This is a genomic window from Streptomyces sp. NPDC005004 (genome assembly GCF_053600675.1).
The window spans coordinates 1-24201 of record NZ_JBSGAH010000013.1 but is presented as its reverse complement, the minus strand read 5'-3'; the positions used below and the strand labels follow the sequence as shown (position 1 = coordinate 24201).

The window sequence follows — 24201 nt, the reverse complement described above, 5'->3', positions numbered from 1 at the left end:
TGCGGTGAACAACGGTCACCGGTGCGGAGAGGGGCATCCGTACGACCCGTACGACCCGTACATGGGGTACGGGTACGAGAGGCACGCGCACCTAGGCCAGGCGTCCGAAGATGAGGCCCACGAAGATCACGGGCCCGACGAGAACGGGTTCGACGGGAACGAGCCCGGCGAGAACGGGCTCGACGAGGACGGCCCCGACGCGCGCTGGTACGAGGACGAGACGGGCGCGATGGTGCGCCCCTACACCGTGACCCGGGGCCGCACCCGCCCCTCGGGGCGGCACGCCGTCGACCTGATGTCCCGGGTCACCGCGCTGGCTCCGCAGGAGGCGCCGCTGCCCGGGGTCGAGCACGCGGGGGCGGCCCTGCTCGAGCTGATCCGGCGCGGGCCGCGCCCGCTGGTCGAGCTGGCCGTCGACGCCGACCTGCCCCTGACCGTCGTCCGCGTGCTGCTCGGCGACCTCGCCGAGGCGGGCCTGATCCGCATCGACGCGCCCCGCCGTCCGCCGGTCACCGGGCCGGCCGCCGACCCCGAGCTGCTGCGGGAGATCGTGCACCGGCTGCGGCAGATCTGAGCCACGGCGCCGGGCCCGCGCAACGAATCGCCGTATCCGCCGCCGCGCACGCAACGAACCGCGCACCCGCGCGCAACGGCTGCTTCTTGTGAGGCCGAGCGCGCCGACCGTACCGTCTATCTGACTCCCCCCTCCTTTTTCACCTCAGGTGAGGACCCTCCATGCGCACCGCCCTGCTCCAGAGCTCCGGCCGCCCCGGCTCCGTCGCCGAGAACCTCAAGGTCCTCGACGAGGCGGCGGGCCGTGCCGCGGCGGCGGGGGCCGGGCTGCTGGCCGCGCCGGAGATGTTCCTCACCGGGTACGCGATCGGCGACGACATCGCCCGCCTCGCGGAGCCCGCCGACGGCCCCTCGGCGCAGGCGGTCGCGGAGATCGCCGCCCACCACGGCGTCGCCGTCGCCTACGGCTACCCCGAGCGGGACGGCGGGGCGGTCCACAACTCCGCCCAGCTTGTCTCCGCCGACGGCCGCTCCCTCGCCAACTACCGCAAGACCCACCTCTTCGGCTGCTTCGAGCGCGACCACTTCACCCCGGGCGAGCAGGCCGTCGTCCAGGCCGAGCTGAACGGCCTCACCGTCGGCCTGATGATCTGCTACGACGTGGAGTTCCCCGAGAACACCCGCGCCCACGCCCTCGCCGGGACCGACCTTCTCGTGGTGCCCACGGCGCAGATGCACCCGTACCAGTTCGTGCCCGAGTCGATGATCCCGGTGCGCGCCTTCGAGAGCCAGATGTACGTGGCGTACGTCAACCGGGTCGGCAGGGAAGGGGAGTTCGAGTTCGTCGGGCTTTCCACGCTGGCCGGGCCCGACGGTGTCGCCCGGGCGCGGGCCGGGCGCGGGGCCGACCAGTTGGTGATCGCCGACGCCGACCCCGCCTTCCTGGCCGCCTCCCGCGAGGCGAACCCGTATCTGAAGGACCGCCGTCCCGGTCTGTACGAGCCGCTGGTCCGCCCGTCCTGAACCGGCCCCGGGCCCTCCCCTTCTTCTTCCGCGTAACCAGTTCTTCCGTGCAAGGAGTCCGTACCCCATGACGTCCACGGTGCCCAACGCCGTCGAGCACGCCGGTGAGCAGCAGCCGCCGATCACCATGTTCGGCCCGGACTTCCCCTACGCCTACGACGACTTCCTCGCCCACCCGGCGGGGCTCGGCCAGATCCCGGCCACCGAGCACGGAACCGAGGTCGCCGTCATCGGCGGCGGACTGTCCGGGATCATCGCCGCGTACGAGCTGATGAAGATGGGCCTCAAGCCCGTCGTCTACGAGGCGGACCAGCTCGGCGGCCGGCTGCGCACGGTCGGCTTCGAGGGCTGCGACGAGTCGCTGACCGCGGAGATGGGCGCCATGCGCTTCCCGCCGTCTTCCACCGCCCTCCAGCACTACATCGACCTGGTCGGCCTGGAGACCAGGCCCTTCCCCAACCCCCTTGCCGAGGCGACGCCTTCGACCGTCGTCGACCTCAAGGGCGAGTCGCACTACGCCGAGACCGCCGCCGACCTGCCCCAGGTCTACCGCGACGTCGCCGAGGCGTGGAACAAGTGCCTCGAAGAGGGCGCCGACTTCTCCGACATGAACCGCGCCCTGCGTGAGCGGGACGTGCCGCGCATCCGCGAGATCTGGTCCCGGCTGGTCGAGAAGCTCGACAACCAGACCTTCTACGGCTTCCTCTGCGAGTCCGAGGCGTTCAAGTCCTTCCGGCACCGCGAGATCTTCGGCCAGGTCGGCTTCGGCACGGGCGGCTGGGACACCGACTTCCCCAACTCCATCCTGGAGATCCTGCGGGTCGTCTACACCGAGGCCGACGACCACCACCGGGGCATCGTCGGCGGCTCCCAGCAGTTGCCGCTGCGCCTGTGGGAGCGCGAGCCGGAGAAGATCGTCCACTGGCCGTACGGCACCTCGCTGGCGTCGCTGCACGTCGGCGGCGAGCCCCGTCCGGCCGTGACCCGGCTGCACCGCACCTCGGGCAACCGGATCACCGTCACCGACGCGAACGGCGACATCCGCACCTACCAGGCGGCGATCTTCACCGCCCAGTCCTGGATGCTGCTGTCCAAGATCGCGTGCGACGACTCGCTGTTCCCGATCGACCACTGGACCGCGATCGAGCGCACCCACTACATGGAGTCCTCCAAGCTCTTCGTGCCCGTCGACCGGCCGTTCTGGCTGGACAAGGACGAGGAGACCGGGCGGGACGTCATGTCGATGACGCTCACCGACCGCATGACGCGCGGCACCTATCTGCTGGACGACGGCCCCGACAAGCCCGCCGTCATCTGTCTGTCGTACACCTGGTGCGACGACAGCCTGAAGTGGCTGCCGCTGTCCGCGAGCGAGCGGATGGAGGTCATGCTGAAGTCCCTCGGCGAGATCTACCCGAAGGTCGACATCAGGAAGCACATCATCGGCAACCCGGTGACGGTCTCCTGGGAGAACGAGCCCTACTTCATGGGCGCGTTCAAGGCCAACCTGCCCGGCCACTACCGCTACCAGCGCCGCCTGTTCACCCACTTCATGCAGGACCGGCTGCCCGAGGACAAGCGCGGCATCTTCCTCGCCGGTGACGACATCTCCTGGACCGCCGGTTGGGCCGAGGGCGCCGTCCAGACCGCGCTGAACGCGGTCTGGGGCGTCATGCACCACTTCGGCGGCGAGACCGACCGGACCAACCCGGGTCCCGGCGACCTCTACGACGAGATCGCGCCCGTCGAGCTGCCCGAGGACTGAGCGGCCGGCCCGGGCGGGCGGGGCTCATATCCCGGCGGCCCGGGCCTTCTCGTAGAGCTGGACCGCCAGGTCCGTCAGCTCCGCCGCGTCCCGGGCGTCGCTCTGGACGTCGAGCAGGATCTCGGCGTCGGGGACGATGCCGACGTGGGCGGCGAGATCGGTCACGATCTGGTCGGTGTCCCCCTCGAACAGCGGGCGGTCCGGGCCAGGGTGCGGTGCGTGCGCCACCCGCGCGTTCACCCGGACGACCGTGCGGATCGGCTCCGTGCGTCCGCGTTCCTCGGCCAGCTCGCGCAGGTCGCGCCACTGGGCCGCGAGCTGCTCGGGACCGTAGGCGCCCGGCAGCCAGCCGTCGGCCTGGTCCACCAGCCGTCGCATCGCCCGCCGGTTGCTCGCCGCCAGCAGGACCGGGACCGGGCGCACCGGCTTCGGGCCGACGATCGCGGAGGCGATGTCGGCGGTCTTCCCGTGGTGCACGACCGGATCGGGGCCCCACACCGCCCGGCACACCGCGATCACCTCGTCGAGCGCGGCGCCGCGCTCCTCGAAGGGCCGCACACCGGAGGCCGCGTACTCGTCCAGCGACCAGCCCGTGCCGAAGCCCGCTATGACCCGGCCGCCGCTCACCACGTCCAGCGTCGCCAGGGACTTGGCGAGCTGGAACGGCAGGTGCAGCGGGGCGACCAGCACACTGGAGCCCAGCTCGGCCCGCGTCGTGGCGCTCGCGGCCAGGGTCAGGGTGATCAGCGGGTCAGCCACGCCGCGGTACCCCTCCGGCCAGGGCAGGCCCGGTATGCCGTACAACCCCTGGGTGGCGGGGTCCGGGACCAGGGCCCTCTCGAAGACCCACAGGCTGTCGTAGCCCGTCTCCTCGGCGGTGCGGGCCACCCGGGGCACATCTCTGGCGAGGTCGTACTGGCGCATCTGGGGAAGGGCGAGGCCGAGCCTGGTCGTCATACCGGTGCTCCTTCGCGTCGGGGCTGCTCCTTCAACGCGCGGCGCTCGTCCGGCTGTTCCGTAAGTCACCTGAAAGAGTGAGTTCCGGCCGGGCTCAGTCCCCGAGCGGCGTCAGCAGCATCCGCCCCGCGAAGCCGACCGCCGCGTCCAGGCGCCCCGTGAACTCCTCGGCCACCTCGCCGCACCGGCGCAGCGCCCACAGAATCCGCGCCGCCGACCAGGTGGCGTCCCGGGCGCGCTCCAGGCTCCAGGAACCCAGCAGATGCGTGAGCGGATCCGCGATCTGGAGGAGGTCGGGACCCGGCATCAGATCCTCGCGGATGCGCTCCTCCAGCGCGGTCAGCAGCTCGCCCACCCGGTCGAACTCGTCCTCCAGATCGGCCGGTTCACAGCCCAGCGCGTGACAGGCGTCCACCACGGCGAGCGCCAGGTCGTGCCCGATGTGGGCGTTGATGCCCGCCAGCGCGAACTGCAGCGGCCGAACGCCGGGATGGCGGCGGAGCTGGAACAGCGGGCGCCAGCAGGCGGGCGGTCTGCGGTCGGCGTCGGCCGCGTCCACCGCCGACAGGTACCGCTCCGCGAACCGCACGTCCAGGGTGGCGGCCGCCCGCCGGTCCGCGAACTCCCCCGAGTCCAGGCGCCGGTCCACCTCCTCGGTGACGGCGAGATAGACCCGGTTGAAGACGGCGACACCGTCCCGCGCGGGCAGCTCCGCCGCGAGGGCGCGCATCCGGGACAGGACGGTGTCGACGGTGGAGAGGGGGTATCGCGGCTGCGCCATGGGGGAAGGGTGGCAGCACCGGCCCGCACGGGGGGCCGTACGGACCGGTGCTTCGCCGGAACGGGCGAACGGCTTGGGCCGCCGCGCGTCAGGACTTGCCGGTCTCCGGAGTCTCGGCGTCGTACGACGACGTTCCCTCGTCCAGCAGCGGCTCCTGCACCTTGAGGTGGGCCGGGGCGAAGGCGCGCAGCGCGTGGTAGCCGGTGATGACGACCAGGGTGCCCAGCGCGATGCCGCTCAGCGAGAAGGTGTCGGAGAACTTCATGGTGACGTTGCCGACGCCGATGATGATGCCCGCGGCCGCCGGGACCAGGTTCAGCGGGTTGCGTAGGTCCACCTTGCCGTGCAGCCAGATCTGCGCGCCGAGCAGGCCGATCATGCCGTACAGGATGACGGTGATGCCGCCGAGCACACCGCCCGGGATCGCCGCCACGACCGCGCCGAACTTCGGGCACACGCCGAAGAGCAGGGCGAAGCAGGCGGCGGCCCAGTAGGCGGCGGTGGAGTAGACGCGGGTCGCGGCCATGACGCCGATGTTCTCGGAGTAGGTGGTGTTCGGCGGGCCGCCCACGGCGGTGGAGAGCACGGAGGCGATGCCGTCCGCCGAGATCGCCGTGCCCAGCTTGTCGTCCAGGGAGTCGCCGGTCATCTCGCCGACCGCCTTGACGTGACCCGCGTTCTCGGCGACCAGGGCGATGACGACGGGCAGCGCGACCAGGATGGCGGACCACTGGAAGCTCGGGCCGTGGAAGTGGGGCAGCCCGATCCAGTCGGCCTTGGCGACGCCGGAGAGGTCCAGGCGCCAGTGGTCGGTGATCTTGCCGCTCGCGTCCGCCGAGTGGATCTTGCCGAAGACCAGGTCGAAGACCCAGGAGATGAGATAGCCGAAGACCAGACCGAGGAAGATCGCGATGCGCGACCAGAAACCGCGCAGACAGACGACCGCCAGACCGGTGAACAGCATGACCAGCAGCGCCGTCCACTGGTCCTGCGGCCAGTAGGTGGTCGCGGTGACCGGGGCGAGGTTGAAGCCGATCAGCATGACCACGGCACCGGTGACGATCGGCGGCATCGCGGCGTGGATGATCCGCGCGCCGAAGCGCTGCACCGCGAGTCCCACCAGGAACAGCACCACGCCGACGACCAGGATCGCGCCGGTCACGGTCGCGCTGGTGCCGCCGTCCGCCCGGATCACGGCGGCCACGCCCACGAACGACAGGGAGCAGCCCAGGTAGCTCGGCACCCGCCCGCGCGTGGCGAGCAGGAAGATCACCGTCGCCACACCCGACATCATGATCGCCAGGTTGGGGTCCAGGCCCATGAGCACGGGGGCGACGAAGGAGGCGCCGAACATCGCCACGACGTGCTGGGCGCCGAGACCGATCGTGCGGGGCCAGCTCAGCCGTTCGTCGGGGCGTACCACCGCTCCGGGTGCGGGTGACTTGCCGTCCCCGTGCAGTTGCCAGCGCACGCCGAGGTCCATGGTGGGGTTTCGCTTTCTCTGTACCGATGTGGGTCTGCACCATTGTCGGGGGTCAGGGGCGGTGCCCCGGCCCCCGGGCTCCCCGCGCGGCCCGGACGCGGCGCTCGCGGGGGAGTCGGTGGCCGACCCTTGCGACCAGGGAGGTTTCCTCGGCGCGGTCGGTCGCGAAGATCAGTACGTCAGGCCGGCGGGCCCGGAACCGCCGCGGCCTGTCGGGCCGCCTCGGTCGTGCCGCCGCGCGCGGCGGTGCGCAGGACGCCCGCGAACAGGGCGAGTCCGAGGGCCAGCACGGTCACCAGGGCGAACGACACGGTCAGGCTGGTCGCCTGGGCCACCCCGCCGATCAGGCTCGGTGCGACGAGCCCCGAGGTGTAGGTGATGGTGGCGACGCCCGCGATGGCCTGGCTCGGGTTGGGGCCCGCGTGTCCGGCCGCCGCGAAGCACAGCGGGACGACCACGGCGATGCCGAGACCCATCAGTGCGAAGCCGGTCATCGCCACCGCGGGCCGGTCCGCTACGACGACCAGCAGCCCGCCGAGCCCGGCGAGGAGGCCGCCCGCCCGTACGGTGCGCACCGGGCCGAAGCGGTTGACCACCGCGTCCCCGGCGATCCGGGCCACCGCCATGGTCAGCATGAACCCGGTCGTCGTGGCCGCCGCGAGCCCGGGCGAGCCGCCGAGCCGGTCCCGCAGGAACACCGCCGACCAGTCCATGTTCGCCCCCTCCGCGAACACCGCGCAGAAGCCGACCGCGCCGATCAGCAGCGCGGAGCGGGGCGGCAGCGCGAACCTCGGCGGCGCCTCCTCCTCTTCCGTGGGCCGCAGGTCCAGCACCCAGGTGCAGGCGGCCAGGCCGAGCAGGGTCAGCACGACGGAGGCCAGCGCGTGGTGCAGCCGGGCGTCCGAGCCGAGGTGGGCCGCGAGGGTGCCGGCCGCCGAGCCGACGAGCGCGCCCGCGCTCCACATGCCGTGCAGACCGGACATGATCGACCGTCCGAGCCGCCGCTCCACCTCCACGCCGAGGGCGTTCATCACCACGTCGGCCATGCCCGAGGCGGCGCCGTAGGCGAACATCGCCAGGCACAGGGTCGGCAGGTTCGGGGCCAGCGAGGGCAGCACCAGGGAGAGCGTCCACAGGGCGAGCAGCCCGCGCAGGGCCGTACGGGTGCCGTAGCGGTGCGCGATCCGGCCCGCCAGCGGCATCGCGCAGGAGGCGCCGAGCGCGGTGAAGGCGAGGGAGAAGCCGAGCTGTCCCGCGCTCAGGTGCGCGTGGTCCTGGATCCAGGGCACGCGGGTGGCGAACGAGCCGGTCACCGCGCCGTGCACGGCGAACACGGCCGCGACGGCGTAACGGGCGCGCCTCAGCGTCGCGGCCGGGAACTCCTTCTCGTCACCCATGTCAGGTCCCCTCCCCAGGAGTCGCCGGTGGTACGCCGCGAAAACTATCAGGGAGCCTGCCTGATAGATAGTGGAAGAACGGCCAGGCGCCGACTCACCCCTCTGGGAGGATTCCGGTCATGCCCGCATCACCGAGCACCGCCCGGCTCATCAACGACCGGCTCGCCCTCCGTCTCCTCCAGCAGGAGGGCCCCCTCACGGCGGGACGCCTCAAGCAACTGACCGGTCTCTCCCGCCCGACGGTCGCCGACCTGCTCGAACGCCTCGCGGTCTCGGGCCACATCACAGTCGTCGGCGAGTCGGGCGCCCAGCGCCGTGGCCCCAACGCCCGCCTCTACGGCATCGTCGCCGACCGCGCCCATCTGGCCGCGCTGGACGTGCGCACGGGGGGCGTCTACGTGCTGGTCTCCGACCTGGTCGGGCGGGTGCTGGCGGAGGTCTCGGTGCCGATCGACGGGGAGGCGGGCACCGGCGCGGCGGTGGAGCGTGCGGTGGGGGCGGTGGAGCGGGCGGCATGGGAGGCGGTTCAGGGGGCGGGGGAGGGGGGCCCGGACTCCTCCGGTGGGGCAGGCGTGGGTACGTCGATGAGGCAAGGCGGTCCGGCCTGGGGGCGGTTGCACACCGTCGGCATCGGGGCGCCGGGGCTCGTGGACCCCGCCACCGGCGAGCTGCGCGACTCCAGCGGGCTGCCCGCGTGGCACCGGAGCCTGGTCGCCGCGCTCCAGGAGCGGTTGCCCGGGGCGCGGGTGACCGTCGAGAACGAGACCAACCTGGCCGCCGTGGCCGAGCAGCGCGAGGGTGCCGCCCGCGACCGGGACACCTTCGTCCTGCTCTGGCTCGGGCACGGAGTCGGCGCCGCCGTCGTCCTGGACGGCACCCTGCGCCGGGGCGCCTCGGGCGGTACGGGCGAGATCGGCTTCCTGCCGGTGCCGGGGACGGGCGGGCTGCCCTCCGCGACGGACTGCGAGGGCGGCTTCCACGCCCTGGTCGGCGCGGCGGCGATCGGCGCCCTGGCGGCGCGGTCGGGGCTGCCCGTGCCGGGAGTCATGGACGGGCCGGGAGCGGCCCGAGTGGTGGCGGAGGCGGTGGCGAGGCTGGCGGGACCGGAAGCGGCGGCAGGGCGGGACGCGTCCGCGGACACCGGAGACACGGAGCGTTCCCCTACCCCCGCCGTGGGCTCCCGCGCCTGCGCAGGCGACTCCCGCACCCCCGCCGTCGACCCCGGTGACGCCGCCCGTTTCCTGGACGCCCTCGCCGACCGTGTCGCCGTAGGCGCCGCTTCCGTGGCCGCTCTGCTCGACCCCGGGTGTGTCGTCCTCGGCGGCGAGGTCGGGCAGGCCGGGGGCGCGGAGCTGGCCGGGCGCGTGGCGGAGCGGCTGCGCAGGATGTCGCCGCTGGTCACCGAGGTGCGAGCGAGCGAACTCGGCGGCGGTGCCGTCCTGCGGGGGGCCCTGCTGAGCGCCCGCGACCGGGCACAGGACGAGCTGTTCGCCCCGCCCGGCCACCGGGACATTCCCTAGGGGGTCTCCCCGAGCCGCTACCTGCCCCCGGCCCGCCCCGCCGCCAGATACTCCTCGAACGTCACCTTCCCCGCCGCCCCCTCCGGGGCCAGATGTCCGCCCGCGCGGAACTCCCGGTAGGTCCGGCCGAGGAGCGGCACCTCCGCGAGCACCCGGCGCCGTCCGGTGGCGCGGAGGTAGGCGTGGGCCAGGGAGCGCAAGGTCCGTACCTCCGGGCCGCCCATGTCGGGCACTCGCCCGGCCGGTGCGGCACCGGCCAACTCGGCCAGGCGGGAGGCCACTTCCGTCACCTCCACCGGCTGGTCGGAGAGCCCGGCGGGGAGCAGGGCCAGCGGAGGCGCGGTGAGGGCCCGGAGCGCCGTGGCCACCAGGTCGTGGAACTGGGTCGCGCGCAGCACCGTCCAGTCGAGGCCCGAGTCCTCGATCCGGTGTTCCACCGCGAGCTTGGTGCGGTAGTAGCCGAGCGGCACCCGGTCCACGCCGACGATCGAGATGTAGACCAGATGGGCCGTACCGGCGCGTCGCGCGGCGGTGATCAGCCGGTCCGCCGCCTGCTCGTCCCCGCCCCGGGGGCTGCTGGCGCAGTGGACCACCGTCTCCACGCCCGTGAGGGCCGCGTCGAGGCCCGGACCGCCGGTGCGCAGATCGACGGCGTACGGCTCGGCGTGTCTGCTGAGCACGCGTACCGTGTGGCCGTCCTCCCGCAGTCGCCCCACCACGTGCCGTCCGAGCGTGCCCGTTCCGCCGGTCACCAGGATCGTGCCCATCCGTCCTCCACTTCCCCTGCGGGGCCCTTCACCCCTGCGGGAGTGGGACGGGCGGGGCGGCACGGATGTGACATGGAGGTCGTGGTGACCCGGCGGCGGGCAAGGGCCGTCGACACCGCCGCCGGGTCCGTCCGCACCCTAAGAGGACTAGACCACTGCGGTCAATAGGTCCGGACCATGCTCAACACACCTGTAGGAAAAGGGGGTTGAGCAGCGACTCGGTGACCGGTGCGAGCCTGCCTTCGCCTCTGTGAGGCAGCCCACACCGGTCGTCCGCATGGGTGACAGCGGGGCATGGCACACTTGCCGTGTACCAGAAGCAGCGCACTCCGGGGTCGGTGAAATTCCGAACCGGCGGTTACAGTCCGCGACCCGGTCGCTTCCAGCGGCCGGTTGACCAGGTGAAATTCCTGGACCGACGGTTAAAGTCCGGATGGGAGGCAGTGCGCGGCGGGCGGGCATCACCGATGCGCGCCGCCGTATCAAGACCGTTCGTCCGCGAACGTGTCCCCTCGGCGTCGCACCCGGTCGCGCCTCGTCCGTTCCTGCCGTCGTCATCGACGAGCCCCGGAGTCCGTGCCCCATGAGGCAGGAGGACCCGGGAAGTGTTCACCGGAATCGTCGAAGAGCTGGGTGAGGTCACCGCCGTCGAGAGTCTCGACGACGCCTCCCGTTTCCGGCTCCGCGGCCCCGTCGTCACCGAAGGCGCGCGGCACGGCGACTCCATCGCCGTGAACGGGGTCTGTCTCACCGTCGTGGACCACGAGGGCGACGAGTTCACCGCCGACGTCATGGCCGAGACGCTCAAGCGCTCCAGCCTGGGCGCGCTGGCCGTGGGCTCCCGCGTCAACCTGGAGCGCCCGACCGCCGTCGGCGCCCGCCTCGGCGGCCACATCGTGCAGGGACACGTCGACGGCACCGGCGAGGTGCTGGCCCGTACCCCCTCCGAGCACTGGGAGATCGTGAAGATCTCCCTGCCCGCCGACCTCTCCCGCTACGTCGTGGAGAAGGGCTCCATCACGGTGGACGGCATCAGCCTCACCGTGGTCGAGGCGGGCGCGGACCACTTCACCGTCAGCCTCATCCCGACCACCCTCGCCCTGACCACGCTCGGCCACAAGCAGCCCGGCGACCCGGTCAACCTCGAGGTCGACGTCATCGCCAAGTACGTGGAGCGGCTGCTCGCGGCCGGACAGGGGGACGCACGGTGAACTCGCTCAACTCCGAGGCGTTCACGCTGTTCGGCCAGCACATCCTCTGGTCCGACATGCTCGGCAACGTCTTCGGTCTCGCGGCCCTCGCCCTCGGCTGGCGCCGCTCCCTGTGGACCTGGCCGGTCCAGTTCGTCTCCGGCCTGATCCTCTTCGCCGCCTTCTACGGCCACCTCACCGGCAGCGCGGGCAAGCAGGCGGTCGTCATGGCCGTCGCCCTCTACGGCTTCTGGCAGTGGCGGCGGGGCGAGAACGCCGGCGGGGGACACATCAGCCCCCGCTTCGCCACCTGGCGCGAGCGGGCCGCGATGCTCGCCGCCGCCGCGCTCGGCACGGTCGCCGTCGCCCTGCTCTTCACCGCCTACCCGTCCCTGTCCTGGGACCCCTGGCCGGACGCCTACATCTTCGTCGGCACCATCGTCGCCATGTACGCCCAGGCCAAGGGCATGACCGAGTTCTGGATCGCCTGGCTCCTGGTCGACCTGGTCGGCGTCCCCCTCAACTTCGCCAACGGCTACGCCTTCTCCGGCTTCGTCTACGTCATCTACGGCGCACTCGTCCTGTGGGGCATGCGCGACTGGTGGCTGCGCTCCCGCGAGGCGGCGCGGCCCGTCCTGGAAGGAGCGCCGGCATGACCTCGGCACCGCCCCTGCACGACACCCACCCCACCGACGCCTTCGAGGGCTTCACGCTCGACCCCGTCGAGCGCGCCGTCGCCGACATCGCGGCCGGCCGCCCGATCGTCGTCGTGGACGACGAGGACCGGGAGAACGAGGGCGACCTCGTCATCGCCGCCGAGAAGATCACCCCCGAGATCGTCGCCTTCATGATGAGCGAGTGCCGGGGCCTGATCTGCGCGCCCATGGAGGGCGCCGAACTCGACCGGCTCCGGTTGCCGCAGATGGTCGAGGACAACACCGAGGCCCTGCGCACCGCCTTCACCGTCTCCGTGGACGCCTCCGCCGCGCACGGCGTGACCACCGGCATCTCCGCCGCCGACCGCGCCACCACGCTCCAGTTGCTGGCTAGCGGCACCGCCGAGCCCGCAGACCTGGTGCGCCCCGGACACATCTTCCCGCTGCGCGCCCGCGAGGGCGGCGTCCTGGTCCGCGACGGGCACACCGAGGCCGCCGTCGATCTCGCCCGCCTCGCCGGACTCCGCCCGGCCGGCGCCATCGTGGAGATCGCGGGCGAGGACGGCCGGATGCTGCGGCTGCCCGAGCTGATCCCCTTCGCCCGCAAGCACGGCCTGACGATCATCTCCATCGCGGACCTGATCACGTACCGCCGCGCCCAGGAGACCCCGGCCGCTGTGCCCACGCAGGGTGCTACCGGCGCGAGTGCCGCCGAGCCCGCCGTCCGCCGCGAGGCGGAGACCCGGCTGCCCACCCGCCACGGCGCCTTCACCGCCTACGGCTACCGGGCCGCCGACGGCGTCGAGCACGTCGCCCTCGTCCACGGCGAACTCGGCGACGGCGAGGACGTCTTGGTCCGCGTCCACTCCGAATGCCTCACCGGAGACGTCTTCGGCTCGCTGCGCTGCGACTGCGGCCCCCAGCTCGACGCCGCCCTGGAGCGCATCCAGGCCGAGGGCCGCGGCGCCGTCGTCTACCTGCGCGGACACGAGGGACGCGGCATCGGCCTGCTGTCCAAGCTGCGCGCCTACGAACTCCAGGAGCGCGGCCGCGACACCCTGGACGCCAACCTCGAACTCGGCCTGCCCGCCGACGCCCGCGACTACGGCGCGGGTGCCCGCATCCTCGCCGACCTCGGTGTGCGCAGCGTCCGGCTGATGACCAACAACCCCGACAAGACCGAGGCGTTGGAACGCCACGGCCTGAAGGTCACCGACCGCGAGGCGATGCCCGTCCGCGCCGGTGAGCACAACCTCCGGTATCTGCGCACCAAGCGCGACCGGATGGGCCACGACCTGCCCTGGCTGGACACCCCCGCCGTGTCCACCTGCGGCGACCAGTAAGCGAAAAGCACTTAGGAGAGACGTGAGCGGCAAGGGTGCACCGGAGCTGTCCGTACGCAACGTGAGCGACCTCAGGGTCGCCGTCATCGCGGCGCAGTGGCACGACAAGGTGATGGACGGCCTGGTGAACGGCGCCACGCGCGCACTGCACGAACTCGGCATCGACGAGCCGACGGTGATCCGCGTCCCCGGCAGCTTCGAGCTGCCCGTGGCCGCCAAGGTCCTCGCGGGCCGCGGCTACCAGGCGATCGTCGCCCTCGGCGTCGTCATCAGGGGCGGCACCCCCCACTTCGACTATGTGTGCCAAGGCGTCACCCAGGGCCTGACCCAGGTCTCGGTGGAGACCGGCGTCCCCGTCGGCTTCGGCGTGCTGACCTGCGACACCGAGGAGCAGGCCCTGGACCGGGCCGGCATCGAGGGCTCCAGCGAGGACAAGGGCCACGAGGCGGTCACCGCCGCCGTCGCGACCGCTGCCACGCTGCGCTCGGTGTCCGAACCCTGGCACTGAGGCACCCCCGGAGCGCGTAGGGTGGAGACCACCATGTCCAAGAAGACGTTCGAGGAGCTGTTCACCGAGCTCCAGCACAAGGCAGCCACCGGCGACCCCGCCACCTCCCGCACCGCCGAACTGGTCGGCAAGGGCGTCCATGCCATCGGCAAGAAGGTCGTCGAGGAGGCCGCCGAGGTCTGGATGGCCGCCGAGTACGAGGGCAAGGAAGCGGCGGCCGAGGAGATCTCCCAACTCCTCTACCACGTCCAGGTGATGATGGTCGCCCGCGGCATCTCGCTGGACGACGTCTACGCCCACCTCTGAACCGCCCTCCGCGCCCCACCCGTTCCGTCGCACCACCCCACCACGAAGGAAGCCGAAACCTCATGCTGCGCATCGCTCTCCCCAACAAGGGTTCCCTGTCCGGACCTGCGGGGGAGATGCTGCATGAGGCCGGCTACCGGCAGCGCCGCGAGTCCAAGGAACTGCGCGTCGTCGACCCGGTGAACGAGGTCGAGTTCTTCTACCTCCGCCCCCGCGACATCGCGCTCTACGTCTCCTCCGGACGCCTCGACATCGGCATCACCGGTCGCGACCTGCTGATCGACTCCGGCGCGGAGGCCGAGGAGATCCTGCCGCTCGGCTTCGCCCGCTCCACCTTCCGCTTCGCCGCCAAGCCCGGCACCGCCGGCGGCGTCGAGGACCTCAAGGGCCGTACCGTCGCCACCTCCTACGAGGGCATCGTCGCGGGCCACCTCGCCGAGCGCAGCGTGGACGCCTCCGTCGTCCACCTCGACGGCGCCGTGGAGACCGCCATCGAGCTGGGCGTCGCCGAGGTCATCGCGGACGTCGTGGAGACCGGCACCTCGCTGCGCAACGCGGGTCTCGAGGTCTTCGGCGACCCGATCATGACCTCCGAGGCCATCGTGATCCGCCGCACCGGCGCGGACGTCGAGGAGCCCAAGGTCCAGCAGTTCCTGCGCCGCCTCCAGGGCGTCCTGGTCGCCCGCACGTACGTGATGATGGACTACGACTGCCGCGTCGAGCAGTTGGAGAAGGCCGTCGCGCTCACGCCCGGCCTGGAGTCCCCGACGGTCTCCCCGCTGCACAACGAGGGCTGGGTCGCCGTCCGCGCCATGGTCCCCACCAAGGACGCCCAGCGCATCATGGACGACCTCTACGCCATCGGCGCCCGCGCCATCCTCACCACCGCCATCCACGCCTGCCGCCTGTGAGGGACACGCCCCGGATGACCGACACCCCGCCCGCCCTCCCGGTCACCTTCCGGCCGGGCACCACCCGGGCCATCCTGCTCACCGCCGGAGTCACGATCTTCGTGGTCATCTCCGGGATCGGGCTGCTCCTCGAGCATCTCGGCCCGGGGGAGCGGCTCACCTTCGTCCTGACCGGCGCGCTCGTCTTCTGGGTGCTGGCGCAGCTCGCCCGGGTGAAGGTCGTCGCCGACGACTCCGGTGTGACCGTCGTCAACATCGCGAGCAGCCGCAAGCTGGACTGGGCGGAGATCGTCCAGGTCAACCTGCGCCAGGGCGACCCCTGGGTGTTCCTGAACCTCACCGACGGCACCAGCCTGCCCGCGCTGGGCATCCAGCCCGGCGTCGCCAAGCAGCGGGCCATCGCCGACGCGCGGGCCCTGCGCACTCTGGTGGAGCAGCGCGCGCCGCGCGATCCGGAGCCCTCTCGGGGCTGAGCCCCGACCGCGATCCGGCCCGAGGTCAGAGGCGGGTCGGGGACCGCTCGGGGACGGTTCGGGGGCGCCGCCCCTGCCGCACCGGCCCCTGTCTTGACTAATCTGTTGGCGGAGGCGTCCCCATGGCGCCTCCGCCTCCGTCGTGCCACGCCCGGCGCGCACGGAGGTTTCCCTGCTATCCGAGGAGTGACCCTCTCCGGCGATGGACGGATCGTCCTGTAGTACCTGCGCCGCCCCCTGCCGACATACCGCGGACCCGTTCCGCGTACGTGCGGAGGCGGCGGCATCATGACCACCTCTCTGCTGCTTCTCGCGGCGGCCTTCCTGCTCATCCTGGCCAACGGCTTCTTCGTGGCGGCCGAATTCGGTCTCGTCACGGTCGAGCGGCCCGACGCCGAGAAGGCGGCCGCCGACGGCGACAAGCGCGCCCACCGCGTCGTGGAGTCGCTCAAGGAGCTGTCCTTCCAGCTCTCCGGCACCCAGCTCGGCATCACCATCACCTCCCTGGTCGTCGGTATGCTCGCCGAACCGGCCCTGGCCGACCTGCTGGACGGACCGTTCGGCGCGCTCGGCGTCCCCGAGGGCGTGGCCTCCGGCATCGCCGTGATCGTCGGCATGCTGCTCGCCTCCGCGGTCCAGATGGTGATCGGCGAACTCGTGCCGAAGAACTGGGCGGTCTCCAAGCCGCTCCAGGTGGCCCGCTTCGTCGCGGGCCCGCAGCACCGCTTCGCGCGCCTGTTCCGCCCGGTCATCGCCGTGCTGAACACGGTGGCGAACAAGCTGGTGCGCGCGCTCGGCGTCGAGCCCGCCGAGGAACTGGCCTCCGCCCGCACCCCCGGCGAACTTGTCTCCCTGGCCCGGCACTCCGCACAGGCCGGTGCCCTGGAGCAGGACACCGCCGACCTGTTCGTGCGCACGCTCTCCCTGGGCGAGCTGACCGCACAGCACGTCATGACCCCGCGCGTGAAGGTCAGCGCCCTTGAGGACTCGGCCACCGCCGAGGACGTGGTCAACCTGACCCGGGCCACCGGTCTGTCCCGCTTCCCCGTCTACCGGGAGAAGATCGACGACGTGGTCGGCATGGTCCACCTCAAGGACGCCCTGGCGGTCCCGGCGCACGAACGCCTGCGCACCCCGGTCGCCCGCATCGCCCGCAAGGCGCTGCTCGTCCCGGAGACCCTGCCGGTGCGGCCACTGCTGACCCGGCTGCGCAGCGAGCAGCCCATCGCGGTCGTCGTCGACGAGTACGGCGGCACGGCGGGCGTGGTCACCCTGGAGGACATCGTCGAGGAGCTCGTCGGCGAGGTCCGCGACGAGCACGACCGCCAGGACGTGCCCGAACTCGTCGCCGCCCCGCCCGAGGACGGCCGCCCCGCCTGGGACGTGGACGGCGGCTGCCGGGTCGACGTGCTCCGGCGCATCGGCCTCGAAGCCCCCGAAGGACCGTACGAAACCGTCGCCGGGCTGGTCGCCGACCTGCTCGGCCGCATCCCCGCGCCCGGCGACCGGGCCGAACTGCCAGGCTGGCGGCTCTCGGTCCGCCAGGTCCGCCACTACCGTGCCGAGCGGGTCCGCGTGGTCCGCACGGCCCCGGTGGCCGCGGTGAAGGAGACCGTGCGATGAGCGTCCTGCAACTCTTCTTCGCGGCGCTGCTCGTGCTCGCCAACGGATTCTTCGTCGGCGCCGAGTTCGCGCTCGTCTCCGTCCGCCGCAGCCAGATCGAACCGCTCGGCACCGCGCGGGCCCGCCAGGTCCTGCACGGTCTTGAGCGGCTGCCGCAGATGATGGCGGCGGCGCAGTTCGGCATCACCGTCTGCTCGCTGACCCTCGGCGCGGTGGCCGAGCCGACGGTGGCGCATCTCCTGGAGCCGCTGTTCGAGGCGGTCCACCTGCCCGAGGGCATGATCCATCCGCTGGGCTACGCGATCGCCCTGGCCGCGGTGGTCTTCTTCCACCTGGTCATAGGCGAGATGGTCCCGAAGAATCTGGCCATGGCCGCCCCGGAGAAGGCCGCGATCTGGCTCGGTCCCGGCCTGGTGTACTTCGCCCGGCTGTGCCGGCCGGTCACGGTGGCCCTCGGCGCCTGCGCCCAGGGCATCCTGCGGCTCTTCCGCGTCGAGCCCAAGGACGAGGTCGAGGCCGTCGTCACCAGCGAGCAGCTCAACCGCCTGCTGGAGGACTCCGGCCAGGCCGGGCTGCTCGACCCCGAGGAGCAGGAGCGCCTGGAGGACGCCCTGGAGCTGGGCTCCCGCCCGGTCACCGACGTCCTGCTCAGGCGCGAGTCCCTGGTGACCGTGGACCCGTCGGTGACCCCGGCGCAGATCGTGGAGCTGACGGCGCGCACCGGCTACTCCCGCTTCCCGGTGGCCGCCTCGGCCAAGGGCGCCTTCATGGGGTACGTCCACGTCAAGGACGTCCTCGACCTGGAGGACTCGGGGCGGGCGGTGCCCCAGCACGTCTGGCGGCCCATGGCCACGCTTCGCGCGGAACTCCCGCTGGACGACGCGCTCGGCGTGATGCGCCGGGCGGCCACCCATCTGGCGCAGGTGGCCGACGCCTCCGGCCGGGTGCTGGGGCTGGTCGCCCTGGAGGACGCGCTCGAACTGCTGGTGGGCGAGGTCCGCGACCCGGCCCACCCGCACCCCGCGCCGTCCCCGCACGAGTCGCCGGAGCCGGGGCGGGAGCGGTCCGGCGCCGAGGTCTCGGCGCCGAGGCCGAGCGGGGAGCCGGAGCAGGCCCTGACGGCCTGACCCGGGTCACACCCGACCCGCGGGGCCCGTCGTCACATCGCCGACGGGTCCTGCGGTCCCCGCCCCGACAGCACCTCGCCGTACGCCTGCATCAGGTCGGGCAGCCGCAGCGTGGCGAGATCGTCCCGGGACAGCGCGCCCGGGTACACCGAGAGCCGCAGGTCCCGGTAGGCGCAGCTCTTCTCGTACAGCGTGCGCAGGAACCGGCCGTTGCCCAGCTCGTCGATCCACCCCTGGTCCACCACGTGCCCGGCGATGGACCGCAGCTCCTCGACCGCCTCGTCGTCCCACCGGTCGCCGTTCTCCGCCGCCAGCACCCGGCCGATCTCGGTGAGTTCGCCGGGGCGGTACGACGGGAAGTCCACCCGGGTCGTGAACCGCGAGGAGAGCCCGGGGTTGGCGGCCAGCAGCCGGTCCATGCCCTCCGGGTAGCCGGCCAGGATCACCACCAGATGGTCCCGGTTGTCCTCCGCCCGCTTGAGCAGTACCTGGAGCGCCTCGTCGCCGTAGGCGTCGCCCTTGCCGTACCCGGAGTTGGAGAGGGCGTACGCCTCGTCCACGAAGAGCACCCCGCCGATGGCGGAGTCGATCAGCTCGTTGGCCTTCACGGCCGTCTGGCCCAGGTACTCGCCGACCAGGTCGGCGCGCTGTGCCTCCACCAGGTGGTCGCCGCCGAGCAGCCCGAGGGCGTAGAAGACCCGGCCCAGGATGCGGGCGACGGTGGTCTTGCCGGTGCCCGAGGGGCCCGAGAAGACGAAGTGTCGTTTCGGCGGCTGGACCGGGAGCCCCTGGCCCGCCCGCAGCCGTGCCATGTTGAGCTGTGCGGAGAGCGCCTTCACCTGGCGCTTGACGGGTTCGAGTCCGACCATGCGCTCCAGCTCGGCCAGCGCCTCCTCCAGTAAGCCGGGGTCGGTGGGCCCGGTGGGCAGCGGCGCGGAGGCGGACGTACCGCTCTTCACGCGGACCGCGCGGTCGGGCACCGAGGGCAGCGGACCGGTCGGCAGGTCGGGCTCGGACAGGCGCAGATCGCGTCCCTCGGTGCCGAAGAGCGGATCGAGGGTGTCCGGGCCGTCCATGGCGTCCTGTCCGGCACCGGCCAGGGTGATCGCGGCGAAGTCGCCCGGGTCGTCGTACCCGTCGCCCTCGGCGATGGCGGCGAGACGGGCCGAGGTGTCCATGAACGCCGGGTCGACCCGGTGCACCGCCCGGTACAGCGGCAGGGCGGCGGCGCTGCGGCCGGTGCCCTCGTGCGCGCGGGCGAGCCAGTAGCGCAGTTCCTTGCGCTGGGGCTGTTCGCTGCGGCAGCGCATCAGGGCCGCCGCGAGCAGCGGCTCGGCCTGTCCGTACATCTCCAGGCGCACCCGGGCCATGCCGCCGAACAGCCCGGCCTCGATGCCGAGCAGGGTGTCGTCGAGCAGCGGGTCGGTGTGGCGCACCAACTGGTCCCAGTCCTTGACCAGATAGGAGCGGCACGCGTGCAGGAAGCGGACCTGCGGGTCGGTGTCCACCGGGGGCAGTCCGGCAAGGGCGCGGTCCAGCTCGGGCACATGGCGGCCGTCCAGCCAGTGCGAGGCGTGCGCGAGCAGCAGATCGCGCGGGCTCTCCAGCACCGGCTGCACCCACCAGCCCAGCCAGTACCAGGAGTTGAGGGCGCGGCGGTGCCGGGCGCGCTGTTCCCCGAAGCGTTCGCGGTGCCGGAACATCCGCAGCAGCGCGGTCGTCGTGTCGACGCGCAGCGCGTGCAGCCCGAGCCAGGCGTCGGCCATTCCCGGGTCCATCCGCACCGCGGCGCGGAACTCCTCCTCCGCCTGCGGGTAGGCGCCCATCGTGTAGGCGTCCACGCCCCGCGTCCAGGCGAGGTCGGCCGGGGCCTCGGAGCCCCGCGTGCCGAAGTCCATCATCCCCCCACGAACCGTGCCTCCGATGGTTCACCACCGGGCAGGCACCCGACGGTCGCCGCGGTCGAACCGCTGTGCCGCGGAACGGAGTTGCAGGTGCGCGAGGCAGCAGCTCGAAGGTCGCACCGAGGGCATCGTACCCGTGGGACGACCAGGTGCCGAAGGGTGTGACAAGGGCCGTTCCACGAGGTGGGAGCATACGGGGCGCACACCGCGCGGTGACCGAGAGTGATATTCCGGGGGCGCAAAACGGGCGCGGAGGCGGTGTCGGGGCAGAACGAAGCCCCCGGTCACGGGGGAACAACCGGGGGCTTCGTGTCTGCGGGGCGGCTCCGGGGAGCCGCACATTGAGAACGTAAGACCTGTACGGGCCCCCGGTCAAGCGGAGTTGGGGCGCTCGTGAAAGTCGATCGCCCCTTCCCTTCACAGGTTCACCACACTGCCGATGGTCCCTCACGGTGAGTGACATCCTGGTCCGGTCCATCGGTCATCGCGGGTCCCGGCAGTACCTCGTACCCCTCCTGGATCTGGCGCACCAGAAGATCCGCACGGGAGCGCGAGGGGTCGTCCGCGAAGTGCGCGCGCTCCGCCGTCGTCCAGCCGTCCCAGAACTCCCGCTGCGCCTCGCCGTCCCGCCGCCGCCCGCGTGCCCACGCCTCCGGGGCGGGCAACTCCATCCACAGCAGCAGCGCCAGCCGCGGGCGCAGCTCCCGGCGCCCCGCGCCGACCCCCTCCACCAGGACCACGGGGGCCGGCGGCAGCGGGCGGGGCGGTCCGAAGGCGCGCAGGTTCCAGTCGTACGGCGTGTACCGCGCACTCTCGCCGCGCTCCAGCGGAGTGATCACCTGCGCCGTGAAGCGGCCGGCCCAGTCGAAGAGGTGGTCGTGGCTCGCGAAGTCGTCCAGATGCAGAACGGGTGCCCCGCCCAGCGCGGCCGCCAGGCGGGCGGCGAAGGTGGACTTCCCCGAACCGGCGTGCCCGTCGACGCCCACCAGCCGGACCTGACCCAGCGACGGGGGGAGGGTGCGCAGTCGGGCGGCGAGGTGCTGAATGGCGATTCCCGAGGTGTGGTGCGGTGTGGGGGAGTTCTCCGGAAACAGTCTAGTAGCGGCCGGTGCGGGTACCTCGCGCGGGCACCGAAACGTCGCCCCTTGAACCACTGGCTGACTTCCGGTCAATGAGCGGATATTACGTTCCGATTCCACCGACCGATATGTGAATTTAGGCGTTCCCGGTGCGGCGGCGGCTGAGTAAGGTGCGTCCTGCGCAACTTGTGATGCGCCGTATGCGGACGGACAGGAGAGCATGGCCGCGGAGTTATTCGAGGGGCACTATGTATGGCATCCGGCGGCCGACGACCGTGTCCTGGCGAGTGTTTGCGTCGATGTGCGCGCCGGGCGTTATCGCTACGCCCAGGAGGCCCTGGCCGAGACGCGTTCCGACTTCGGCCTGCGCGCCCACCGTTCGCTGGTGCTCGCCTCCGAGGCGGCCGGCACCGACCTGGTCGAGCAGTGGCTCGCCGAGGAGGCCACGCCCGAGTCCACGCTGATGTGGGCCCGGGTCGCCGTGCAGCGCGCGATGCGGGCCGCCGACGCGCGCGACGAACGCGCCGAGACGCTGGAACGCATCGCCCTCACGGCCTGCGACCGGGCCGCGGCCCTCGCCCCCGACGACCCCACGCCCTGGGTCGCCAAGCTCACCATGGCCAGGCTGCACCGGCTGCGCGACCCCGCGCCGCAGGGCCTGCTCACCTCGCCGCCCGGTCCCTGGCGGCTGTTCTCGCACGTCCTCTCCCTCGACCCGTGGAACCGCGAGGGCCACCACCGCTTCCTGTCCTTCTTCTTCACCCGCCACGGCGGCTCGGTGAACGCGGCCTGGGACGTGGCCGCCTTCCTCAGCCAGCGGGCGCCCGCCGACTCCGCCCTCAGGCTGCTGCCCCTGGTGGCCCTGGTGGAGAGCTACAACCCCACCCAACTGCTCGCGGACCGGGTCTGGGAGCAGCCCCAGTGGCGCTCCACCACCCTGGCCGCCTACCGCAACTGGCTGCCCACCGTTGCCGGTTACCGCTTCACCCCCGTGCTCGACCTGGCCTACCTCGCACACGCACTGGTCATGGCCCAGTGCGAGTTCGAGGCCCGGGCGGTCTTCGCGGCGATGGGTCCGTACGCCTCGCGTATGCCCTGGAGTGCCTTCGGCGACCCCGCCGAGCAGCTCTCCCGGGCCCGGCGCGCCTGCGGGCTGCCCGTCCCGGGACCCGCCTGAACCCGCAACCCGCTCTGTCCCCACAACAGAAAGGCCGATCTGTGTCGGAACGGATATCGACGCCCCGGGAGAAGTCCCGGGGGGACGAGGAACCGGTCGTCCTCGACGACGATGCCACACTGCACGCGATGGGTTATCCGCGGAAACTCACCCGCCGTTTCAAGGCGTTCGACAACTTCGCGATCTCCTTCACCATCATCAATATCCTCTCGGGTATCTTCTCCTCCTTCGGATTCGGTATGAATGCGGGCGGACCCCGTATTCTCGTGTTCGGCTGGATCGGCGTCTCGGTGATGGTCCTGTTCATCGGAGCCGCGATGGCTGAGGTCGCCTCCGCCTATCCGACGAGCGGTGCGCTGTATTTCTCGGCGGGCAAGCTCGCCAAGCGGCACAAGGGCGCCTGGTCGTGGTTCACCGGATGGCTGAACTTCGTCGGTCAGATCGGCGGCACCGCAGCCACCGGCTACGCGGCCGCCACCTTCCTCCAGGCGTTCGTCGCGCTCCAGTGGCCGTCCTACGAGCCCACCGCACACCAGACCGTGCTGCTCACGGGCCTGATCATCGTGCTCCAGGGGCTCGCCAACACCTACACCGTCCAGCTCGTCGCCGTGCTGAACCGGATTTCCGTGTGGTGGCTGCTGATCGGACTCGTGGTGATCGTCACCGCACTCATCGTGATTCCGGATCACCATCAGTCGGCGTCGTTCGTCACGCATTTCGAGAACAACACCGGCTTCACCAACGGCCTTTACGGCGGCATGTTGGGTCTGCTCGTCACGAGCTGGACGTTCACCGGGTTCGACGGCAGCTTCCACATGTCCGAGGAAACGGTTCAGGCCACCGTCAACGCGCCGAAGGGGATCACCCGGGCCATCGGCTATTCGGCCCTCACCGGCCTGATCCTGATGCTTGCACTGGTCTACAGCATTAGCGACTACGCCAAGGTGGCCGGTTCCGACGCGCCTCCCGTCCAGATTCTCATCGACGGTCTCGGACTCGGCACCGCCAAGGCGATGCTGCTCATCGTCATCGGCGCGATGCTCTTCTGCGGTCTCGCCAACCTCACCAGCAACACCCGGCAGATCTTCGCCTTCTCCCGCGACGGCGCGATGCCCGGCTCCCGCTGGTGGCACTCGGTCTCCCCGCGCACCCGGACGCCCGTCAAGGCCGTCTGGCTCGCCGTCGCCTGCTCGCTCGCCCTGGTGATCCCCGGCTGGTGGTCGCACACGGCCTTCACCGCCATCGTCAGCGTCAACGTGGTCGGACTGTTCCTCGCCTACGCGGTGCCGATCTTCCTCCGGCTGCGGCTCGGCGACGAGTTCCAGCCCGGCCCCTGGCACCTGGGCCGCTGGGGCCGGCCCATCGGCTGGCTCGCGGTGACCTGGATCCTCCTGAGCAGCGTCCTCTTCATGCTGCCCCAGGCGTCGCCGATCACCGTCGACTCCTTCAACTACGCCCCCATCGCCCTCGCGGCCGTCATCCTGATCGCCACGATCTGGTGGTTCACCACGGCCCGCCGCCGCTTCCAGGGTCCGGTCAGCTACGGCCGCCCGGACGAGGTGGCGGCGATGGACCTGATCTGACGGATTCCCGCCGGGGGGCCGGCGGGTTCCACGCACGAGGGGGCCCGGGTACGCGTACCCGGGCGTACCGGCCGCCGGTGCCGGTGCCGGACGGGGTGTGCCAGGCGAAGGTAAC

At 71.9% G+C, this 24201-nt stretch carries 22 protein-coding genes and 1 riboswitch; of the genes, 15 read left to right on the top strand and 7 right to left on the bottom strand.

Annotated features, from left to right (window positions below; translation table 11 throughout):
• Positions 1–61: 61 nt before the first annotated feature.
• The 3 genes from ACWEEU_RS19780 (at position 62) to ACWEEU_RS19770 (ending at position 3301) form a co-directional block, all read left to right on the top strand.
• Positions 62–574, top strand: a complete 513-nt coding sequence (locus ACWEEU_RS19780) for a DUF742 domain-containing protein (RefSeq protein ID WP_451733914.1) — start codon at positions 62–64, stop codon at positions 572–574.
• Between the two features lie 161 nt (positions 575–735).
• Positions 736–1536, top strand: coding sequence for a carbon-nitrogen hydrolase family protein (locus ACWEEU_RS19775; RefSeq protein ID WP_385745315.1), 801 nt, complete (start codon positions 736–738; stop codon positions 1534–1536).
• A gap of 67 nt (positions 1537–1603) precedes the next feature.
• On the top strand, positions 1604–3301 hold the full coding sequence (locus ACWEEU_RS19770; protein ID WP_451733912.1) for a flavin monoamine oxidase family protein: 1698 nt from the start codon (positions 1604–1606) through the stop codon (positions 3299–3301).
• Positions 3302–3325: 24 nt separating this feature from the next.
• Here ACWEEU_RS19770 and ACWEEU_RS19765 read toward each other — a convergent pair whose 3' ends face one another.
• The 4 genes from ACWEEU_RS19765 to ACWEEU_RS19750 form a co-directional block, all read right to left on the bottom strand.
• On the bottom strand, positions 3326–4258 hold the full coding sequence (locus ACWEEU_RS19765) for an LLM class F420-dependent oxidoreductase (protein WP_451733910.1): 933 nt from the start codon (positions 4256–4258) through the stop codon (positions 3326–3328).
• Between the two features lie 94 nt (positions 4259–4352).
• Positions 4353–5039, bottom strand: coding sequence for a DUF5995 family protein (locus ACWEEU_RS19760; RefSeq protein WP_451733908.1), 687 nt, complete (start codon positions 5037–5039; stop codon positions 4353–4355).
• A gap of 88 nt (positions 5040–5127) precedes the next feature.
• Positions 5128–6522, bottom strand: a complete 1395-nt coding sequence (locus ACWEEU_RS19755; protein WP_385745307.1) for a uracil-xanthine permease family protein — start codon at positions 6520–6522, stop codon at positions 5128–5130.
• Between the two features lie 179 nt (positions 6523–6701).
• The gene (locus ACWEEU_RS19750) at positions 6702–7919 is read right to left on the bottom strand and encodes an MFS transporter (protein ID WP_385745305.1); all 1218 of its coding nucleotides are present in this window, start codon (positions 7917–7919) and stop codon (positions 6702–6704) included.
• A gap of 119 nt (positions 7920–8038) precedes the next feature.
• Here ACWEEU_RS19750 and ACWEEU_RS19745 point away from each other — a divergent pair, with 119 nt between their 5' ends.
• Positions 8039–9439, top strand: a complete 1401-nt coding sequence (locus tag ACWEEU_RS19745; protein ID WP_451733905.1) for an ROK family transcriptional regulator — start codon at positions 8039–8041, stop codon at positions 9437–9439.
• 17 nt (positions 9440–9456) lie between these two features.
• On the opposite strand, the gene ACWEEU_RS19740 is transcribed toward ACWEEU_RS19745, so the two are convergent.
• Positions 9457–10206, bottom strand: coding sequence for an SDR family oxidoreductase (locus ACWEEU_RS19740; RefSeq protein WP_451733903.1), 750 nt, complete (start codon positions 10204–10206; stop codon positions 9457–9459).
• 320 nt (positions 10207–10526) lie between these two features.
• A riboswitch (FMN riboswitch) is annotated at positions 10527–10657 on the top strand.
• A gap of 154 nt (positions 10658–10811) precedes the next feature.
• Between ACWEEU_RS19740 and ACWEEU_RS19735 the strand changes: the two genes are divergently transcribed.
• The 9 genes from ACWEEU_RS19735 to ACWEEU_RS19695 all read left to right on the top strand — a co-directional run bounded on the left by ACWEEU_RS19735 (position 10812) and on the right by ACWEEU_RS19695 (position 18343).
• The gene (locus tag ACWEEU_RS19735; protein ID WP_385745300.1) at positions 10812–11417 is read left to right on the top strand and encodes a riboflavin synthase; all 606 of its coding nucleotides are present in this window, start codon (positions 10812–10814) and stop codon (positions 11415–11417) included.
• Positions 11414–12052, top strand: coding sequence for a nicotinamide mononucleotide transporter family protein (locus ACWEEU_RS19730; RefSeq protein ID WP_385745298.1), 639 nt, complete (start codon positions 11414–11416; stop codon positions 12050–12052). Before ACWEEU_RS19735 ends, ACWEEU_RS19730 begins: the two co-directional genes overlap by 4 nt.
• Positions 12049–13395 carry a bifunctional 3,4-dihydroxy-2-butanone-4-phosphate synthase/GTP cyclohydrolase II gene (locus ACWEEU_RS19725; protein ID WP_385745296.1) on the top strand — a complete coding sequence of 449 codons (1347 nt, stop codon included), beginning with the start codon at positions 12049–12051 and terminating at the stop codon, positions 13393–13395. The genes ACWEEU_RS19730 and ACWEEU_RS19725 overlap by 4 nt, the downstream gene beginning before the upstream one ends.
• 22 nt (positions 13396–13417) lie before the next feature.
• Entirely contained in the window at positions 13418–13903 is a 486-nt protein-coding gene (ribH, locus tag ACWEEU_RS19720) for a 6,7-dimethyl-8-ribityllumazine synthase (protein WP_385745294.1), read from the top strand.
• Between the two features lie 33 nt (positions 13904–13936).
• Positions 13937–14209 (top strand): phosphoribosyl-ATP diphosphatase, encoded by a 273-nt coding sequence (locus ACWEEU_RS19715; RefSeq protein ID WP_026249121.1) that lies wholly within the window; start codon positions 13937–13939, stop codon positions 14207–14209.
• Positions 14210–14271: 62 nt separating this feature from the next.
• Positions 14272–15120, top strand: coding sequence for an ATP phosphoribosyltransferase (gene hisG / locus ACWEEU_RS19710; protein WP_451733900.1), 849 nt, complete (start codon positions 14272–14274; stop codon positions 15118–15120).
• 14 nt (positions 15121–15134) lie between these two features.
• On the top strand, positions 15135–15593 hold the full coding sequence (locus ACWEEU_RS19705; protein WP_385745290.1) for a PH domain-containing protein: 459 nt from the start codon (positions 15135–15137) through the stop codon (positions 15591–15593).
• A 288-nt stretch (positions 15594–15881) separates the two neighbouring features.
• Positions 15882–17216: a hemolysin family protein gene (locus ACWEEU_RS19700; RefSeq protein ID WP_385745288.1), complete on the top strand. Its 1335-nt coding sequence runs from the start codon at positions 15882–15884 to the stop codon at positions 17214–17216.
• On the top strand, positions 17213–18343 hold the full coding sequence (locus tag ACWEEU_RS19695; protein ID WP_385745286.1) for a hemolysin family protein: 1131 nt from the start codon (positions 17213–17215) through the stop codon (positions 18341–18343). Before ACWEEU_RS19700 ends, ACWEEU_RS19695 begins: the two co-directional genes overlap by 4 nt.
• A gap of 32 nt (positions 18344–18375) precedes the next feature.
• Here ACWEEU_RS19695 and ACWEEU_RS19690 read toward each other — a convergent pair whose 3' ends face one another.
• The gene (locus tag ACWEEU_RS19690) at positions 18376–20241 is read right to left on the bottom strand and encodes an AAA family ATPase (protein WP_356103429.1); all 1866 of its coding nucleotides are present in this window, start codon (positions 20239–20241) and stop codon (positions 18376–18378) included.
• Positions 20242–20672: 431 nt separating this feature from the next.
• Positions 20673–21293: a uridine kinase family protein gene (locus ACWEEU_RS19685; RefSeq protein ID WP_451734107.1), complete on the bottom strand. Its 621-nt coding sequence runs from the start codon at positions 21291–21293 to the stop codon at positions 20673–20675.
• A gap of 253 nt (positions 21294–21546) precedes the next feature.
• Here ACWEEU_RS19685 and ACWEEU_RS19680 point away from each other — a divergent pair, with 253 nt between their 5' ends.
• On the top strand, positions 21547–22503 hold the full coding sequence (locus ACWEEU_RS19680) for a hypothetical protein (protein ID WP_366801607.1): 957 nt from the start codon (positions 21547–21549) through the stop codon (positions 22501–22503).
• 41 nt (positions 22504–22544) lie between these two features.
• Positions 22545–24086 carry an amino acid permease gene (locus tag ACWEEU_RS19675; protein WP_451733897.1) on the top strand — a complete coding sequence of 514 codons (1542 nt, stop codon included), beginning with the start codon at positions 22545–22547 and terminating at the stop codon, positions 24084–24086.
• The last annotated feature ends 115 nt before the right edge of the window (positions 24087–24201 follow it).

Coding starts and splice junctions, on each gene's coding strand:
- ACWEEU_RS19740 (WP_451733903.1), bottom strand. CDS start 10,206: ATGGGCACGATCCTGGTGACCGGCGGAACGGGCACGCTCGGACGGCAC.
- ACWEEU_RS19755 (WP_385745307.1), bottom strand. CDS start 6,522: ATGGACCTCGGCGTGCGCTGGCAACTGCACGGGGACGGCAAGTCACCC.
- ACWEEU_RS19725 (WP_385745296.1), top strand. CDS start 12,049: ATGACCTCGGCACCGCCCCTGCACGACACCCACCCCACCGACGCCTTC.
- ACWEEU_RS19780 (WP_451733914.1), top strand. CDS start 62: ATGGGGTACGGGTACGAGAGGCACGCGCACCTAGGCCAGGCGTCCGAA.
- ACWEEU_RS19745 (WP_451733905.1), top strand. CDS start 8,039: ATGCCCGCATCACCGAGCACCGCCCGGCTCATCAACGACCGGCTCGCC.
- ACWEEU_RS19715 (WP_026249121.1), top strand. CDS start 13,937: ATGTCCAAGAAGACGTTCGAGGAGCTGTTCACCGAGCTCCAGCACAAG.
- ACWEEU_RS19680 (WP_366801607.1), top strand. CDS start 21,547: ATGGCCGCGGAGTTATTCGAGGGGCACTATGTATGGCATCCGGCGGCC.
- ACWEEU_RS19775 (WP_385745315.1), top strand. CDS start 736: ATGCGCACCGCCCTGCTCCAGAGCTCCGGCCGCCCCGGCTCCGTCGCC.
- ACWEEU_RS19760 (WP_451733908.1), bottom strand. CDS start 5,039: ATGGCGCAGCCGCGATACCCCCTCTCCACCGTCGACACCGTCCTGTCC.
- ACWEEU_RS19765 (WP_451733910.1), bottom strand. CDS start 4,258: ATGACGACCAGGCTCGGCCTCGCCCTTCCCCAGATGCGCCAGTACGAC.
- ACWEEU_RS19705 (WP_385745290.1), top strand. CDS start 15,135: ATGACCGACACCCCGCCCGCCCTCCCGGTCACCTTCCGGCCGGGCACC.
- hisG (WP_451733900.1), top strand. CDS start 14,272: ATGCTGCGCATCGCTCTCCCCAACAAGGGTTCCCTGTCCGGACCTGCG.
- ACWEEU_RS19750 (WP_385745305.1), bottom strand. CDS start 7,919: ATGGGTGACGAGAAGGAGTTCCCGGCCGCGACGCTGAGGCGCGCCCGT.
- ACWEEU_RS19695 (WP_385745286.1), top strand. CDS start 17,213: ATGAGCGTCCTGCAACTCTTCTTCGCGGCGCTGCTCGTGCTCGCCAAC.
- ACWEEU_RS19690 (WP_356103429.1), bottom strand. CDS start 20,241: ATGGACTTCGGCACGCGGGGCTCCGAGGCCCCGGCCGACCTCGCCTGG.
- ACWEEU_RS19700 (WP_385745288.1), top strand. CDS start 15,882: ATGACCACCTCTCTGCTGCTTCTCGCGGCGGCCTTCCTGCTCATCCTG.
- ACWEEU_RS19770 (WP_451733912.1), top strand. CDS start 1,604: ATGACGTCCACGGTGCCCAACGCCGTCGAGCACGCCGGTGAGCAGCAG.